Below are 16,153 nucleotides of genomic sequence, written 5' to 3'. Positions count from 1 at the left end.
GAACGATCTCCCACCCGTTCGACACAGACGAACGCAGCCACGCCAAAGTCCCGTATCCTGCTTATTGAACCGGCGCTCCGAAGAACCTCTTAGATCAACTCCGGACGCGCGGCGTATCTGCGCCAGACGAGCAGGACGGCGACAGCGGCGAGCGTTACCCATGCTTTGCCGACGATCTGGCCGTTGAGGAACTCCAGGGACCCGAACGCGATCCAGAGGAACAGCACCGAGTCCGTGATCAGTCCGACGACGTTGGACAGCGCGACTGCACCCAGCCAGTTGCGATCACGCAGCGGGGTGTAGACGGCGAAGTCGAACAGCTCGCTGAAGAGAAACGCAACTCCACTGGCGAGCGCGAACTGTGTCGACACGAACGCAGAGAGCAACGCCCCGATGATGATCGCGGCAAGCACCCACGACCGACCAAGCGTATCCTGGGTGATGTCGCGCAGTGTGAAAGCCAGCCCGGCGAAATAGACCCCGGCCGGGGCGACCAGCCCGAATCCGACCGGCACCGCGCCCCAGCGGTCGATGGCCCAGTTGGCGGCAAAGACGGTTGCAATGTATCCGGCGACGGCAAGAACACCGATTGTCGTCATGCCGCGCACGTCTCGCGCTCTCATCAGCGACCTTCCACGGCAAAAGAGATATCGCCAGGCGACGCCGATGTCGCCTCGCGATATCTCAGTGTACGCGCTCGGGGCGCTGGAATCAGCCGCGACCCGGATACAGAATCATCTGGCTGCACCGGAACAGCGCAATGACCTTGCCGGTATCGCGATGGGTCACGGTCGCATCCCAGACCTGGGTGGTTCTGCCGCCGTGGCGCAGCACCGCGTCGCAGTCCACCATGCCCGCGCGGGCAGTGCCAAGGAAGTTCGACTTCAGTTCAATCGTGGTGAATCCGAGTGCCCCTTCGGGAAGATGAGCGCGAGTACCAAACCCTGACACCGTGTCGGCGATGGCCACGACGGTTGCCGCGTGCAGATAGCCGTTCGGAGCCATCAGCTCGGGGCGAACCGGGCATTCACCGGTCAGCCGGCCCTGCTCGACCGAGGTGATCGTGATGCCGAGCAGCTCGACGAGCGAGCCGGGCGACCAGTCGTTCAGCTCTTCAACCGTCGGAAGATGCGGCTTCATCTACAACGTACCCTGAATCGATTGGATGCCTTCGGTCAACGCACCGATGTCCTCGGGCGTATTGAAGTAATGGAGCGAGACACGGGCCGCCTCGGGGTTGTTGATGTACTTCGTGACGTATCGGATGGTGACGTTATGGTCTTGCGCCATGCGCGCCGAAAGGTCAGGGCCAGCAATGCCGTTCACGTTGAACGCGATCAGGCCCGCCATCGCCTCTCGCGGGGTCACGACCGTGACGCCGGGGAGTCGCGACAGTTCGTCGTATGCGAGGCCGGCCATGTCCTTGACCTGATTTGCCACCCACTCTTTGCCCAGATCCTGAGCGATCCAGCGAGTCGCAGCCGCCTGGCCGGCGGTCAGGATCGTGTTGCGTCCGGCGGTATCGAAGCGCGCCGTGCCGGCTGCCGGCTGATAGGAGCCACCGAAGTAGTCGAGCGAGCCCATCGTGATGCCGCCGGCAACGAACGACTGCTCGAAGTCGCCGACGCGATCAGCCCGGATATAGAGCATGCCGGTGCCGTCCGGCCCGCACATCCACTTCTGGCCCGACCCGGCATAGGCATCGACGCCGATGTCGTGAAGATCGAGATCGAGGGGGCCGTAAGACTGCGCAGCATCTGCGACGACCAGTACATCGTGCGCGTGTGCCATCGCGACCAGCTCTTTGAGCGGCAGCTTCGCGCCAGTCGTGTAGGAGACGTGCGAGACGACGATCATGCGGGTTCGTGGCGTGATTGCGCGCTCGAAGGCCGCGACGACATCCGCCGGATCCCCACCGCCGATGCCAATGTCAACGACCCTGATGCGGACGCCGTAGCGACGCTTGGCGAGGAACGACGGCACCATGCCGCCCGGATGCTCGATGTTACTCAGCAACAGCTCGTCGCCCGCCTGCCAGCGATAACCCATGATCGAGACGTACATACCATCGGTCGTGCTGGCAGTGACCGCAATCTCGGTCGGGTCTGCTCCGACATACGAAGCGACCGCCTCTCGGACGTCATTGCGCTTCCGTCCGATATTGGGGAAATGATCAGAGTCGATGCGCGCCTTGGTCAGGTCGTGCTTCATCTCCTCCTGCATTGCTTCGTACGCCACCATTGGCAACGGTCCGCAGGTGCCGGTGTTCAGATAGACGGTGTCGGTCACGCCCGGCAGTTGATTACGCACTTCGAGAATATCGGCCATGTGTCCTCCTTGACTTCGTACCCCTACCCCTCAATGAGTCAATCCAGGTGCATGATAGCCGCAACTTCCGTCTCACGACAGATAGACGCGGCATTTATTTGCCCATCGCGCCGAGTCGGTCGAGCATCGCCGCACCAGTGCGAATGCCCATAAAGAATCGACGGACCTCAAGATTCTCGTTTGGCGCGTGGTTGGATTCGTCGGAGTTGGCGTACGGAACGCCAAACGCCGGGATACCCAGATCGCGCGTGAAGACATAGTCCGGCAGACTGCCGCCCAGCGCCGGAACGATGAGCGGGCGCTCGGATTGCGCGAGTGTGATGCCCTCAGCGATCGGGCCGGCAAACGGCGAGTCGAGCGGCGTCTTCGATGGGTCCATTGAGCCCTGCCGGACGAGCTCCACATCCGGTGCGTGGCGCGCAACATGGTCCGCGACCTTGGCAAACACCTCGTCAGCAGTCTGATCGGCAACCATGCGGATATCGCACTTCACGACGCCTTCGTGCGGCAGGACCGTCTTGGAGCCGGGTCCGCCATAGCCACCGTGAAAGCCATTGATCGTGAAGGTCGGCCAGGCCGACAGGCGCTCGAAGTAGCCTCGATCGAGCGGCACATCAAGATCACGCAGGTCGAGCGACTGCTTGACGCCTTCGACATCAACGTTCAGCTCAGCCAGGGCGGCGCGCTCCAGATCGCCCAGAGGACGAACACTGTCGTAGAAGCCGTTGATCGTGACCGTGCCGTTGGCATCCTTCATCGTCGCGAGCAACTGCACGAGCGACCAGAGTGGGTTTGGCACGACACCGCCCCAGTTACCCGAATGCAGATCACGGTTCGCACCGCGAGCGCGCAGCTCGAATGAAAGTACGCCACGCACACCGAAAGTGAGCATCGAGCGGCCACTGTCGTCGACTGGCCCGTCGCTGGTGATGACGAGGTCAGCGTCGAGCAGATCGCGATGCTCGCGGACGAACTCGGCCATATGCGGGCTGCCAACCTCTTCCTCACCTTCAAGCAACACGATAACGTTGCACGGCAGTGAGCCACGCACGCGCAGCAGCGACTCAATTGCGAGGATATTGGCAAAGTGCTGACCCTTGTTGTCGCCAACACCACGCGCGTAAATGCGCCCGTCGCGCACAGTTGGCTCAAAGGGCGGCGACAGCCACGCCTCGATAGGGTCGGGTGGCTGCACATCGTAGTGCCCGTAAATCATCACCGTCGGAGTGCCCGGCACCGGCTCCGAGCGCGCCACAACCATCGGCCAGCCAGATGTCGGCATGACCTGCGATGTCAACCCGATCTGTTCGAGAATGCCCGCAATGTAGTCAGCGACCTCGCCGATACCATCTCCCCAGGCGCTGATACTCGGACGGCGTAGATAGTCGAAGAGTCGTTGCATCGACTCTTCTGTGACGCTGCTCAATGTCGACAAACACATCCTCAAGCGAATGATCTGCATGCGAGTCCCCCTCATATCGGATCCCGGTTCTCGAGTGCTAGTATCGCCCGACTTGCAACGACGTATGCGACGATGCAACTGAACATGGCATTCGTACGGGAAGGAAGCGCAATGGATTCAGTCGAGGTTCTCAGGACGCTGTCGGAGATTGTCGGGCCGTCGGGCTTTGAAGATCTGGTTCGTGACGAGATCACGAAGCTCGTGGAACCGTACGTCGATGACACGCAGGTCGATACGCTCGGCAACCTCGTCGCGATCAAGCGCGGCACCGGTGACAAGGTCCTGATGCTCGACGCTCACATGGACGAGATCGGCTTCATGGTGACCTGGATCGAGGATGGCGGCTTCCTGCGTTTCACGACGATTGGTGGCTGGGATGCGCGCATCGTGCCTGCCCACGCCATCACGATCCGAACTGACAACGACACGTTCGTCCGCGGCATGATCGGCACCGCACCGCCGCACATCCTGCGACCTGAGGATCGCGATCGACCGTTCCGCATTGAGGATCTCTTTATTGATGTCGGCGCGCGTTCGGCGGACGAGGTGCGCGACATGGGCATTCGTATCGGCTCGCCAGCCGTCATCTCCTACGGGTTCGAACAGCTCGGCGATGACGTTGTCATGGGCAAGGCACTGGACGACCGCGCCGGATGCGCCGTCATCATTCGCGCGCTCGAGGAGTTGCAGGGGTTAGAGGCGGAGTACACCGTCGTGGCGGCCTTCACTGTCCAGGAGGAAGTCGGCTTGCGTGGTGCGCAAACTGCCGCGTTCCACATCGACCCCGACATCGCCATCGCGCTTGAAGGTACGGTCGCAGCCGACATGCCGGGCGTGCCAGCAGCACGGCAACCAACGCGCCAGGGACTCGGCCCGTCGATCCGAATCATGGACAGCGGCATGATCGGGATGCCGCGTGTCATTCGAGCGCTTTCCGACACTGCCGAAGCGAACTCAATTCGCTATCAGTACCAGGTCCCTGCTCCGGGCGGTACCGATGCCGGCGCGATTCATCGGTCGCGCGCCGGAGTGCTGGCGGGTGCGGTCTCGCTGCCGTGCCGCTATATCCACTCCCCATATGCCACGCTGCGCTTGTCAGACTTTGAAGAGGCAGTGCGCCTGATCGCGGCGTTCTCCAGCAGTTCACCGAGCGCGGTCGGCCTCTAGTGCACGCTGTCGTGTGCGCTAGGTCATAGCCTCGCAAGCCAATAAGTACCTATATGTGAGCGGACCCTCCCGGTGGCGGGTCCGTTCGCGTGTGAGCGAGTGTGCTCAGAAGGGTGCGGGGCGTGGCGGAGAGAGCATCATCAGCGGGCTGGAGACGTGGGCTAGCCAGAATCCGGCAACGTGTCACGCTCGAACACCTCGGGATCACCACAGTCATTCTGGGCTACGTGCTCATTCTCATCGGCGGCGTTGTCCGAATCGAGGGTGCCGGGATGGGTTGCGGCGACGACTGGCCCATTTGCAACGGCAAGGTGATCCCGACCTTCACCTACCTGACAGCGATCGAGTACCTCCACCGCGTCGTCGCCGGCCTGATCCTGCTCCTGACCACCGCGCTGACCATCGTTGCCTGGCGCACAGTACCGCCGCATGACATTCGCCGTGGGCTTTCGGTGTCGGCGCTCGCGCTCGTCCTGTTGCAGGCTGGGCTCGGCGCTGTCACGGTCTTTGCCGAACTCGATCCTCGCGCAGTGACGGCTCACCTGGGCATGGCGCAAGCCTATTTCGCGGTCGTGATTGTCATCGCGCTGTTTGGCAGCAAGCGGCTACGACGTGACACTGCACGCGGATCGGCCGCCATCGGGCGCGCGGCGGCGGCGGCCTGCGCGACAACGTTCATCCTCTTGCTAACCGGGGCCTACACGGCCTCGAGCGGGGCAGCCTGGGCATGCCCGTCTTGGCCGCTATGCGGAGATAAGTACGTGCCAACAGGCTGGTCGCTCGTCGACATCCACGTTTTGCATCGCTGGATGGTGCTGTTCGCGCTGGTCGCGATCATCTGGCTTGTGCTCGCGTCAGTGCGAAACGTCGGGGCAAGCGCACCGCTCACGCTCTTCGCACTCGCAGCGCTGGGATTCGTGCTCATAGAAACGCTGATTGGTGCAGCGAACATCTGGCTGGAGCTGGCGGACTGGGTCCGCATCAGTCATCTCGCGGCAGCGACGCTCGTCTGGGGCTGCCTCGTCACGGCGGCAGTACTGAATGCTCGCGCTATGGCCAGATCAACTGCCTAGTCTATGCCGAAGCGCGACCAGCGCACGCGCGCGCCCAGCGCGATCTCGACTGGTTCAACGTCGGGCAGGCCAAGATAGTAGCCGCGCATCCCGTCGTCCAGAAACTGCAACGTCTCCTTGAGCTGGCGCGGCTCGCTGCGCTCCGGGCCCAGACAGAACCGGCTGAACTCGACGCACGGATGGGCGACCGAAGCCTCGACGAGCACAATCCAGTCGCCGGACTCGGTCTCGATTTCGAGACCAAACGCCAACTCTTCCAGCGACGGAGCAGCATCGGAATCCACCAGGATGCTTTCACCGGCGATGCCATCGACGAGATGGTCGCCCAGCTTCGCGCGCATCTTGTCGTAGTTGGAGGTGAAGGCGAGTGACAGATCGTTGATACCATCGCGATTCTTTGAACTTGGATGCAACGCGTTGTGCACGTCGATGACTTCCGCGCCGTCGACGATCGCCGACGCGCCGTCGGGCGTGATCTTGAGGCGCTCGACGCTGCGAATCGGTGTGGGGTCGTATGTGCGTCCGCGTGGCGGCCCGACCTTCAGTGACGACTCCTGAATCTGCAGGCGGACGATCCGCCCGTAGGTCGTGAACGTCACGCGAGTCTCAAACAGATCTGCCACCGGCGCATTGAAATTGAAAATCACACAGCCTCCGAAAGCGATTCTAGCTGGCGCACGAGCGTTTGATGCAGCAGTGGTACGGCGTCGTAGTGCTCCGGCTTCATCAACACGCTTCGAATAACGGTCATTGTCGGCTGGTCCCAGACGATCTCCGGGTCGCGTTCCGCCAATTGTCGCTGGTCAACGCTGAGCTTTGCCAGATAGATCGGGCTCTCGGTATCGCGCTCGGCGGCGAGAAACTGGCGATCGGCGGCGTCTGACAGCGCGCTCGCCGATGGCGAACCGACGACAGCCGGACTCGGATAGAACGAGAGAATGTCCAGATCGGGATCGACAACCAGTCTGAACAGTCCATCTGCTTCGATGATCTCAGCCCACCGCAGCGCCGCCGCCCGCGACTTCGCCAGGATCGCGCCAAGACCTGCGTCAGGTTCGAGCGGGATGCACTCCAACGTCGCCCACAGCGCGGCTGCAGCAGCACCGGCCCGCGAACACTCGAGCGTGATCTCGCCGAGATGCATCTCGTCTGACGTGAAGTAAGTGTATGGCGAATCGTGAACGTAGAAGCGTCCGATACCGGGATCGCGAAAGATCACCGAACCGCAACCATATGGCTGCAACCCATGCTTATGCGGATCGACGACGACACTGTCTGCCTCAGCAATCGCCAGGAACGGTGCTGGATCGATCGGCGGTTCGCTGCGTTGCGCCAGCAGCGTATGGAATCCTCCGTAGGCGGCATCGACGTGCACGCGCGCTCCGTACTGCCGGGCGAGCGGGATGATCTCATGAATCGGATCGACCTTGCCTAGCCCGGTGCTGCCCGCCGTGGCAACGACTGTACCGACTCGACCAGTCCGCAACTCTGATTCGAGGGCGTCAAGATCAATGCGTCCGGCTGCATCTGAGGCGATCGATATGAATTGCGCGTTCAACACGGCGCTGCCGCGTGCGTGCGTGTAGTGCGCCTGATCGCTGGCCGCGATTGCGCGATCCGGGTGCAGGCAGCGGGCGACCCAGAGCGCCTCGATGTTGGCGATTGTCCCGCCGCTGGTGAGGTGCCCGAGGTGTTCGTCGGGGTAACCAAACATCCTGGCCAGATTGGCGACGACTTCACGCTCCAGATGGGATGTCGCAGCACCGCCGTCCAGGGCGTGATTGTTCGGGTTGATCTGCATCGCGATGGCATAGGCGAGGCTCGCCACCGGATGCGGCGGCTTCAGCATCTGCCCCGCATAGCGCGGATGGCCGTATGGGTAGTTATCTGCGAGGCGCGCGGTAAGGTCGCCGAGCACTTCGGCAACACGCTCGGGCGCGACGTCCATAGTCGAATCAGGAGGCAATGCAGCACCGTCGGCGTGCCAGGTATCGACGGCATCAAACGAGCGTCGAAGGTGCTCAATGTACAGTTCTCGATCCACGGTCTGTCTCCCTTGATATCCCGCTCGGCAAGGTCCGTCGCGCCGAGTACACTTCCGCCGGTCTCGGGCGCGACCGACCGGTGTTGCGCATATCTGGCCGCCAGCACACAGAAGGATACTCTCGTGCGCCGCGCGATTCTCATGCTCGGACTCTGCCAGCTCGTCTGGTCGTTTGGTGGCGTCGTCATCTGTTGGGAACCGCTACCGCAAACGTTGATGGCGAGTGCGCTGCTCGTATCCGGCGCGGTTCTGGCTGTTCTGACGCCGCGACATCGCTTGCGCCTGCCGAACAATCGGTTGCGACTGGAAGCCATCGGATTTGGCATTGCCAACGGCGCGACGAACGCGCTGATGGCGGCAGCGATCACGCTGGCGGGCATCGGCAATGCTGCGTTCGCGTACGCATCGTTGCCACTCTGGATGGTACTGATCGCCAGACCGATCCTCGGCGATCGCGTGCCCACCAGAGCACTCCCGGCGATGGCCATCGGAGCGGCCGGCATCATCCTGCTCTTGATGGCTGGGCGTGGTTCATCTGTCGGCGAGAACGTGCTCGGCGGGCTGGCGCTCGCGCTCATCGCGGCTATCGCCGGTTCGGTGTCGGCGCTTGCCGGACGTCGTCTGGTTCCGCGTGTTGGGGTTGATGCGACCGCAACCTGGACGATGTTCGTCGGCGGTCTGGTTCTCATCCCGCTCGTTGATTGGCGCGCGTTCGGAACCCTCGTCTGGTGGATGATCCCGACGCTCCTCGCCTGGGTTGGCATCCATTACATCCTGGCACCGGTGACCTACAACCGCGCATCGGTTTCCGCACCGGCATTCGTCATCGCCGTCGCCACGTTCGTGAATCCGGCGATTTCACCGGTCTGGGGAGCGCTCTTCTATGGCGAGCACGTTTCAGCACTTGCAGTTGCGGGCCTGTGCCTCGCGCTCGGCGCGAACCTGCTGCTGATGCTGACCCTCAGATCGACCCGGACGGCAGAGGCCGTTGCCGACGAGGTGGTGGTCCCAGCGATTGCAGCGTAGCTTCGTCGGGCGCTAGGCGTTTGCGGCAGTCCGTTCGTTCGCCTGGCTGGTCACCGACTGAATGCATGTGACCTCACCAAGTGATTCGCGCTCCTCACTGAGGCCAGACGTCACGTCAGGGCGCGCAATCCCAGTCGGAATCTCGCCACCCACGAGACACGTAACCAACATGACTCCAACGCCGGACCAGATTAACAGCGTCGAGCCGATAGTCGGCTCTGCTCCGAGTCGGATCGCCCACCCAGCTGAAACAATCACCAGCGCAACCACACTGACGATCCCGTGTACGGTTGCCAGGCGGTGTGACTGAGGCTCGCGTTCAACTGCTCGGTGCGCGACGACGCCGAGCATTGCCACCGGGACGCTGGCGACGAGACTCAGGCCGATGAGGATATTCGAGCACACGATCCAAGCCTGGGCTCCGCTCACAAAGTAGAGAACATCGCCGATCAACGCGAGGAGAAGTCCAACTGCCGGCAGGTACGACAGGTTCGCGTGGATACTCCGCCGGGCTGGTACGCTGCCAGCGTGATGATCTGATTTCCGTCTGACCTCGCGAGAGCTCATTTCGGAAGCTCGCGGCTGAGAATGCATCATCTATGTCCGTCCTTCAGCATCGTCACACGTCTACCGCCAGGGCAATGGTGGTACGCAAACCGTGACACGCCCGACGTTGCGATATCGACGTCGCAAGACAGACGCCACGCTGGACACAACACATCGGCATTGTCTGTGATTGCCCAACGGCAAGGGAGAAATGTGATGAGCGACTGCGCCCCGATCGCGATTGTCACCGGAGTGGGTCGTCGCGCTGGTATTGGCGCTGCGATCTGTCGTGCCTTCGCGCGGAACGGCATCGACATCATGCTGACCTATTGGCGACCGTACGATGCGTCGATGGACTGGGGTGTCGATCAGGACATGCCGCGCGTCCTGATTGATGAGGTGTCCAACCTCGGCGTACGCTGCGCCGCCACAGAGATCGACCTTTCCCAGCCGGACGCCGCGCAGCGGCTTCTGGAGGCAGCCGAGCGGGAACTCGGCCAGCCGACGATCCTCGTCAACAACGCGACCGTCTCGCATCAGACTGACCTGCTGTCGTTGACGAGCGCGGATCTCGATGCGCACTACGCTGTCAACGTGCGCGCGACAACGATGCTGTGCGTCGAGATGGCCCGCCGCCACCCAACAGGTCGTCCGGGCAGGATCGTGAATCTGACCTCGGGGCAATCGCTTGGCCCGATGCCGACCGAGCTCGCCTACGCCGCGACGAAGGGCGCGATTGAAGCCTTGACCGTGTCGCTCGCCCCGCCACTAGCGGAACGCGGCATCACGATCAACGCCGTCAACCCCGGCCCGACTGAGACTGGCTGGATCTCTGACGACTTGCGCGCGAGCTTGCTGAAGCACGCGCCGATGGGTCGACTCGGCACGCCGGAAGATTGCGCCCGCCTCGTCGCGTTTCTTGTCAGCGACGAGGCGGGCTGGATTACCGGGCAGATCATTCACTCGGAAGGCGGCTTCGTCCGAGGTTGACTAGCAGAATCAGTAGATCGAAGAGTCAGTCGGATACGACTCCAGACTGGTCTTCACTGCCGCCAGGAACCGCGTCGCGGCCAGGCCGTCGAGCAGCCGGTGATCGATCGAGAGTGACAAGTTCATCATTGGGCGAATTGCAATCGCGTCATCGATGACGACTGCACGCTTGACGACGGCCTCCATCGACAGGATTGCGCTCTGCGGCTGGACGATGATCGGCGTCGAGAACAGCGAGCCGAGCGTGCCGGGGTTGTTCAGCGTGAACGTGCCGCCGCGCACATCGTCGGCCGACAGCCGGTTCGTGCGAGCGCGCTCCGCCAGATCGTGCACCGACCGGGCGATGCCAACGAGGTTCTTCTCGTCCGCGCCGTGAATTACCGGCACAATCAAGCCATCTTCGAGCGCGACCGCAACGCCGATATTCACCGCCTTGCGCCGAATGATCCGACCGTTGTCCCAGACCGCATTCACGTCCGGGAAGTCGCGCAGCGCCTGCGTCACGACGCGAATCAGGAACGGGAAGTAAGTGAGACTGAAGCCCTCGCGGCGAGCAAACTCGTCCTTGTAGCGATTGCGAACCGCGACGACCTGGCTCATGTCGGCTTCCATCCAGACGGTCACATGCGGCGCTGTCTGGACCGATCTGGACATGTGCTCGGCGATCTGGCGGCGCATGATGCTCGCGTCGATCACCTCATCGCCCGGCCAGATCTCAACCGGCGGCGCGGGATGGATCGGAGCATGAAGCGGCGGAGGCGCGATCGGCGGCTGGATCGTTGCCGGCTGCTGCGCAGGTACCGTCGGTGGCACTTGCGCTTGGGCCGGAGCAACCGGAGCATGGCGACGTTGCTCGATCTCGGCGAGGATGTCGGACTTGGTCACGCGCCCGCCGATGCCGCTGCCAGCGATGGACGCCAGGTCGATCTCATGCTCCTCTGCGAGGCGGCGCACGATCGGCGACGATCGGATGCGCAGCATCTCCTGCTCATCACGGTCAGCGCGCGCGCGTTCCTCGTCGCCGTGGCGATCTGATGCTGCGGGCGGCGCTGCGGCCTGCTGGCTCGCAGCCTCGTCGCCGAGCACCTCGGTGATCGGCGCTTCGGCGACTGCGACATCACCGCCCTCGTTGATCACACAGATCGCGCCTCCGACGGGGATCGTCTCGCCCTCATCGCCGACAATGGCGACGATTGTTCCTGACACCGGAGCGGGTATCTCTGCCGTGACTTTGTCAGTCACAACCTCAACCAGTGGCTCGTACTTCTCGACGACATCGCCGACCGCCTTCAGCCACGATCCGAGCGTGCCTTCGGTAACGCTCTCGCCAAGCTTCGGCATGGCGATGGTCGTTCCCTGCGTTGTACTGGACATCGTTGTCCTCCTCACGTTCGGGTGGCTAGTAAGCCGCCAGGCGATCTATGGCAGCGCGAATGTCGTCAGCAGAGGTCAGGAAGGCTTTCTCCAGCGGCGCGGCGTACGGCATCGCCGGGACTTCCGGGCCGGCGATTCGTACGATCGGGCCGTCCAGATACGGGAAGGCTTCCTCAGCGATGATCGCTGAAATCTCGCCGCCCAGGCCGCCGAACTTGTTGGCTTCATGCACGATCATTACCTTGCCGGTCTTGATGACCGACGACAGGATAGTTTCGCTGTCGAGCGGACGGAGCGAGCGCAGGTCAATGACCTCAATTGATGCCTGCTGTTGCTGCGTATAGGCGTCGACCGCTTCCAGCACTTCCTGCACGTACCAGCCGTAGGAGATGATCGTCATGTCAGTGCCCTCGCGCACGACCCTGGCCTTGCCGATTGGCACGGTGTACATCTCGTCCGGCACGTCGCCACGGATCGCGCGATAGGCGCGCTTGTGCTCCAGGAACATGACCGGGTCGGGATCGTGGATCGCAGAGCTCAGCAGCCCCTTGGCGTCGTATGGATCAATCGGAGCGACGACCTTGAGCCCCGGAATGTGCGTGAACAGCGCTTCAATCGACTGTGAGTGATAGAGCGCTCCGTGGATACCGCCACCATAAGGAGCGCGAATCACGATCGGGCACGAAAAATCGCCGCCGGATCGGTAGCGCGTCTTGGCGGCCTCGCTCATGATCTGGTTCATTGCCGGATGAATGAAGTCGAGGAACTGGATCTCGGCAACCGGCAGCATCCCGTTCGCTGACGCGCCGATCGCGACACCAATAATCGACGATTCGGACAGCGGCGAGTCGAGTACTCGCAGCTCGCCGAACTTCTCCTGCAGCCCGTCGGTGACGCGGAACACGCCGCCGCGCTTGCCGACATCCTCACCGAGAATCATCACCCGCTCGTCATGCTCCATCTCCTGATGGAGCCCTTCGCGGATCGCCTCAATCAGTAGCTTCGTTGCCACGTATCCTCCTGCGCTACGTGCATCTGCGCACGCTGGTGAGCACTGCGAGCGGGCGATGCGTCGTCGACAACAGCGTCGATGACATCGGCTGCTCGCGCGAGCCGCTAGACCGTCTGCCCGACCTCGGCATAGACATGCTTGAAGGCTTCGCTCGGATCGGGCAGCGGGGCTTGCTCGGCGTACTCGGTCGCGTCGTTGACAGCGGCTTTCACCCGCGCCAGTATTTCGCTCTCGTGCACTTCATCAAGGACGTCCAGATCGACCAGGCGCTGGCGAGTCACGACCAGTGGGTCGCGTTCCTTGTAACTCTGCACTTCTTCTCGGCTGCGATAGAGTCGGTCGTCGTCATCAGACGAGTGGGGTGTCATGCGGGTGACGACAGCTTCAAACAGCGTTGGCCCGTCGCCGCGACGTGCGCGAGCGACTGCCTCGCGCGCAGCCAGATACACCTCAACCGCGTCCGCGCCATCGACGCGCACACCCGGGATGCCGTACGCGGCTGCACGCTCGGCCACCGTCTTCACAGCCATCTCACGATCCATCGGGACCGAGATGGCATAGTGGTTGTTCTGGACAAAGAAGATGACGCCGAGCTTATGGATCGAGGCCCAGTTCAGTCCCTCGTGGACATCGCCCTGCGCTGTGCCGCCCTCGCCGATGCTGGTCACGACGACAGTGTCTTCGCCGCGCATCTTCGCTGCCAGTGCGAAACCGGCTGCCTGCGGGAACTGCGTGCCAACGACGCTGGATCCAATGTAGAAGCGCTTCTCGCGGGAGCCATAGTGGCCGGGCATTTGCCGCCCGCCGGAGTTCGGCTCTTCGGCCCGGGCAAGGAGCGAGAGCATTGCGTCGCGTGCGGAATATCCGAAGTGGAGAACGAGTGCAAGGTCACGATAGTAGGGGACAAGCCAGTCCCGGTTGGGATCGAGGGCGAATGCCATGCCGACCTGCGCGGCCTCGTGCCCCTGAACGGAAACGACGAACGGCGCGCGACCGCTACGGTTCAGCAACCACATGCGCTCATCAAGCTGCCTGGCCAGCAGCATCGTCTCATACATTCTTCGCAGTTCATCGTGCGACAGATCTCCCACCGCTTCGTGGGATACGGTTGCCGCACTGCCTGTGCCGTTGCTCGCCATAGTGCTGCCTCCTTTGCCGTTCCAGCCCGCCGTTGGACTGGATCTTCACCTGTGAGCACGCCGCTGTCGATTCGTGTCTTTGCTTCCGCATAACGCGAACCACGACCGCGACGAATTGGCTATTCACTTGCGTAGACAACGTTGCTCTGAGCTCGGCTTCTCCTTACTACCTGTAGTTTCGGACGGCCGCTGGGCGACCGTCCGAAGTTCTGCTTCCGTTCGACTAGATGTGCAGGGGCCGCCCGAAGACGTCGAGCGCCGCCTCGTGAATGACTTCGGAAATCGTCGGGTGCGGATGGACGGTAATCGTCAGCTCCCAGGCAGTTGCCTCGAACATCATCGCCAGCCCGGCCTCGGAGATCGACTCCGTCGCGTGACCGCCCAGCAGGTGAACCCCAAGGATCTGGTCGGTGTCAGCGTCGACCACCAGCTTGGCGAAACCGACGGTGTCACCTTCGATGCGGGCCTTGCCGTTGGCCGAGAGCGGGAACTTGCCGGTCTGTACGTTGTAGCCTGCGTCACGAGCCTTCTGCTCAGTGAGACCGACAGATCCGATCTCCGGCGAGCAGTAGGTCACCCAGGGGATCTTGCCGTAGTCGAGCGCGTGCGGCTTCTCGCCGGCGATCAGCTCGACAGCAACAACGCCCTGATGCATGGCGGTGTGCGCGAGCTGCTGCTTCCCGGTGACATCGCCAATGGCGAAGACGCCCGGAACGTTCGTGCGCATGTACTCATCAACCGCAATGTAGCCATCGACAACCTTGACGCCGACCTCTTCCAGGCCGATGCCCTCGTAGTTGCCGAAGCGCCCGGTCGCAACCAGCAGCGCGTCAGCCTCGATGACTTCATCCTTGCCGTCTGCGGTGAAGCGCATCTTCACGCCATCATCGCTGATCTCGAAGTCTTCGGCCGTCGGGCGGACGTTCGGGATAACGCGAATGCCGCGCCGCTGGAACGCTCGGGTGAGCTCCTTCTGGACCTCTTCGTCCTCGTTCGGCGCGACTCGACCAACAAGGGTCACTTCACAATCGAAGTCGCGGTAGGTGCTGGCGAACTCAAGGCCGGTCGCCCCGCCGCCACGAACAATGACGCGCTTCGGCAGGTACGGCTCAGTCGTCGCGTGGTCGCTATTGAAGACACGCTTCGGGTCCCAGTCGAGCCCCTTGATTGGTCGAGGAGTTGAGCCGGTGTCGATAATGATGTTCTTGGCGGTGACTTCCGTTGACGACCCGTCCTTGGTCTGAACCTTGATCGTGTTCGGTGAGGTCAGGACGCCCCAGCCCTCGATCGTATCGATCTTGTGCTTGCGGAAGAGGAACTGGATGCCTTTGTAGTTCTGATCCACAACCTTGCGGGCATTGCCCATCGTGACGGCGTAGTCCAGGCTGATTTCACCAGGCGTCACACCGTACTTCGCGGCTTCCTTCACGGTGCTGGCTACCGATGCGCCCTTCAGCAGCGCCTTCGCCGGGATGCAACCGCGATGGACGCATGTGCCACCGACGAGGTCCTTTTCAATGACCCCTACGCGCATTCCCAGCTGTGCGGCCCGAATTGCTGCGACGTACCCACCGGTTCCGCCACCGAGAAAGAGGACATCGTACGAGTTCTGCTCCTGCGCCATACCGATCCCGCCACTCCCATCCAGTCGTCGGCACTGAGCACACATCGCTCAGCAGCATCGTCCGCGCAATCGTCGCGCGAGCAATTCAGATGTTCCGCGGTCCGGTCATGTTTGTAGCAGTCTCTTCCGACCGGATACCGGGCTCCTGTCATTCTTCAGTATAGCAACGGGCAGGAAATGACCCGCAGCGAACGAAGTCAATGTGTTTTACAGCGTTGACTTCGTCACGACTGCACATAACTGACCATCTGGTTGCGACGAATGAGTGACGAGTAAACGGCGCTGATCTGTCAGTCGAGCGGCACGATTCTCGGCTGTGACAGGCCAACTCCATAGGCGGACGCAGAGATGTAGTCAGGCGAGAGAGC

At 62.4% G+C, this 16,153-nt stretch carries 14 protein-coding genes; 4 read left to right on the top strand and 10 right to left on the bottom strand.

All coding sequences use genetic code 11. From position 1 onward, the window contains the following. Nucleotides 1-89 precede the first annotated feature (89 nt). The 4 genes from M9890_02265 to M9890_02250 all read right to left on the bottom strand — a co-directional run bounded on the left by M9890_02265 (nt 90) and on the right by M9890_02250 (nt 3,754). Nucleotides 90-623 (bottom strand): VUT family protein, encoded by a 534-nt coding sequence (locus M9890_02265; GenBank protein MCO5175782.1) that lies wholly within the window; start codon nt 621-623, stop codon nt 90-92. A gap of 88 nt (nt 624-711) precedes the next feature. After that, nucleotides 712-1,140, bottom strand: coding sequence for a PaaI family thioesterase (locus tag M9890_02260; protein MCO5175781.1), 429 nt, complete (start codon nt 1,138-1,140; stop codon nt 712-714). Next, complete coding sequence (locus M9890_02255) at nt 1,141-2,328, bottom strand: aminotransferase class V-fold PLP-dependent enzyme (GenBank protein ID MCO5175780.1); 1,188 nt, start codon at nt 2,326-2,328, stop codon at nt 1,141-1,143. 94 nt (nt 2,329-2,422) lie between these two features. Then, nucleotides 2,423-3,754, bottom strand: a complete 1,332-nt coding sequence (locus M9890_02250; protein MCO5175779.1) for a M20/M25/M40 family metallo-hydrolase — start codon at nt 3,752-3,754, stop codon at nt 2,423-2,425. 147 nt (nt 3,755-3,901) lie between these two features. On the opposite strand from M9890_02250, the gene M9890_02245 reads away from it, so the two are divergent. Together M9890_02245 and M9890_02240 are read left to right on the top strand one after the other, a co-directional pair. Continuing rightward, nucleotides 3,902-4,957, top strand: coding sequence for a M42 family metallopeptidase (locus tag M9890_02245; GenBank protein ID MCO5175778.1), 1,056 nt, complete (start codon nt 3,902-3,904; stop codon nt 4,955-4,957). 122 nt (nt 4,958-5,079) lie between these two features. Further along, nucleotides 5,080-6,030, top strand: coding sequence for a COX15/CtaA family protein (locus tag M9890_02240; protein ID MCO5175777.1), 951 nt, complete (start codon nt 5,080-5,082; stop codon nt 6,028-6,030). Here the strand turns inward: M9890_02240 and M9890_02235 are convergent. Beyond that, nucleotides 6,027-6,677: a hypothetical protein gene (locus tag M9890_02235; protein ID MCO5175776.1), complete on the bottom strand. Its 651-nt coding sequence runs from the start codon at nt 6,675-6,677 to the stop codon at nt 6,027-6,029. The genes M9890_02240 and M9890_02235 overlap by 4 nt on opposite strands. Next, nucleotides 6,674-8,074: an aminotransferase class V-fold PLP-dependent enzyme gene (locus tag M9890_02230; protein ID MCO5175775.1), complete on the bottom strand. Its 1,401-nt coding sequence runs from the start codon at nt 8,072-8,074 to the stop codon at nt 6,674-6,676. Before M9890_02230 ends, M9890_02235 begins: the two co-directional genes overlap by 4 nt. Nucleotides 8,075-8,197: 123 nt before the next feature. On the opposite strand from M9890_02230, the gene M9890_02225 reads away from it, so the two are divergent. Together M9890_02225 and M9890_02220 are read left to right on the top strand one after the other, a co-directional pair. Next, complete coding sequence (locus M9890_02225) at nt 8,198-9,100, top strand: DMT family transporter (protein ID MCO5175774.1); 903 nt, start codon at nt 8,198-8,200, stop codon at nt 9,098-9,100. A gap of 762 nt (nt 9,101-9,862) precedes the next feature. Then, nucleotides 9,863-10,636, top strand: coding sequence for an SDR family oxidoreductase (locus tag M9890_02220; protein ID MCO5175773.1), 774 nt, complete (start codon nt 9,863-9,865; stop codon nt 10,634-10,636). A 9-nt stretch (nt 10,637-10,645) separates the two neighbouring features. Here M9890_02220 and M9890_02215 read toward each other — a convergent pair whose 3' ends face one another. The 4 genes from M9890_02215 to lpdA all read right to left on the bottom strand — a co-directional run bounded on the left by M9890_02215 (nt 10,646) and on the right by lpdA (nt 15,785). After that, on the bottom strand, nt 10,646-12,010 hold the full coding sequence (locus M9890_02215; GenBank protein ID MCO5175772.1) for a 2-oxo acid dehydrogenase subunit E2: 1,365 nt from the start codon (nt 12,008-12,010) through the stop codon (nt 10,646-10,648). A gap of 25 nt (nt 12,011-12,035) precedes the next feature. Then, complete coding sequence (locus tag M9890_02210; protein MCO5175771.1) at nt 12,036-12,971, bottom strand: alpha-ketoacid dehydrogenase subunit beta; 936 nt, start codon at nt 12,969-12,971, stop codon at nt 12,036-12,038. A 155-nt stretch (nt 12,972-13,126) separates the two neighbouring features. Then, a complete protein-coding gene (locus M9890_02205; protein ID MCO5175770.1) occupies nt 13,127-14,161 on the bottom strand; it encodes a thiamine pyrophosphate-dependent dehydrogenase E1 component subunit alpha in 1,035 nt (344 codons plus the stop codon). A gap of 223 nt (nt 14,162-14,384) precedes the next feature. Further along, nucleotides 14,385-15,785: a dihydrolipoyl dehydrogenase gene (lpdA, locus tag M9890_02200; GenBank protein MCO5175769.1), complete on the bottom strand. Its 1,401-nt coding sequence runs from the start codon at nt 15,783-15,785 to the stop codon at nt 14,385-14,387. Between the last annotated feature and the right edge of the window lie 368 nt (nt 15,786-16,153).

Source organism: Thermomicrobiales bacterium, assembly GCA_023954495.1.
Taxonomy (GTDB): domain Bacteria; phylum Chloroflexota; class Chloroflexia; order Thermomicrobiales; family CFX8; genus JAMLIA01.
Note: the sequence above shows the minus strand (reverse complement) of the source record. Positions and strands in the feature narration are given on the sequence as shown.

What these genes read in the sequence shown, in the direction of transcription:
- M9890_02215 (MCO5175772.1), bottom strand. Translation starts at nt 12,010, where the DNA reads ATGTCCAGTACAACGCAGGGAACGACCATCGCCATGCCGAAGCTTGGC.
- M9890_02220 (MCO5175773.1), top strand. Translation starts at nt 9,863, where the DNA reads ATGAGCGACTGCGCCCCGATCGCGATTGTCACCGGAGTGGGTCGTCGC.
- M9890_02205 (MCO5175770.1), bottom strand. Translation starts at nt 14,161, where the DNA reads ATGGCGAGCAACGGCACAGGCAGTGCGGCAACCGTATCCCACGAAGCG.
- M9890_02210 (MCO5175771.1), bottom strand. Translation starts at nt 12,971, where the DNA reads ATGGAGCATGACGAGCGGGTGATGATTCTCGGTGAGGATGTCGGCAAG.
- lpdA (MCO5175769.1), bottom strand. Translation starts at nt 15,785, where the DNA reads ATGGCGCAGGAGCAGAACTCGTACGATGTCCTCTTTCTCGGTGGCGGA.
- M9890_02260 (MCO5175781.1), bottom strand. Translation starts at nt 1,140, where the DNA reads ATGAAGCCGCATCTTCCGACGGTTGAAGAGCTGAACGACTGGTCGCCC.
- M9890_02245 (MCO5175778.1), top strand. Translation starts at nt 3,902, where the DNA reads ATGGATTCAGTCGAGGTTCTCAGGACGCTGTCGGAGATTGTCGGGCCG.
- M9890_02255 (MCO5175780.1), bottom strand. Translation starts at nt 2,328, where the DNA reads ATGGCCGATATTCTCGAAGTGCGTAATCAACTGCCGGGCGTGACCGAC.
- M9890_02265 (MCO5175782.1), bottom strand. Translation starts at nt 623, where the DNA reads ATGAGAGCGCGAGACGTGCGCGGCATGACGACAATCGGTGTTCTTGCC.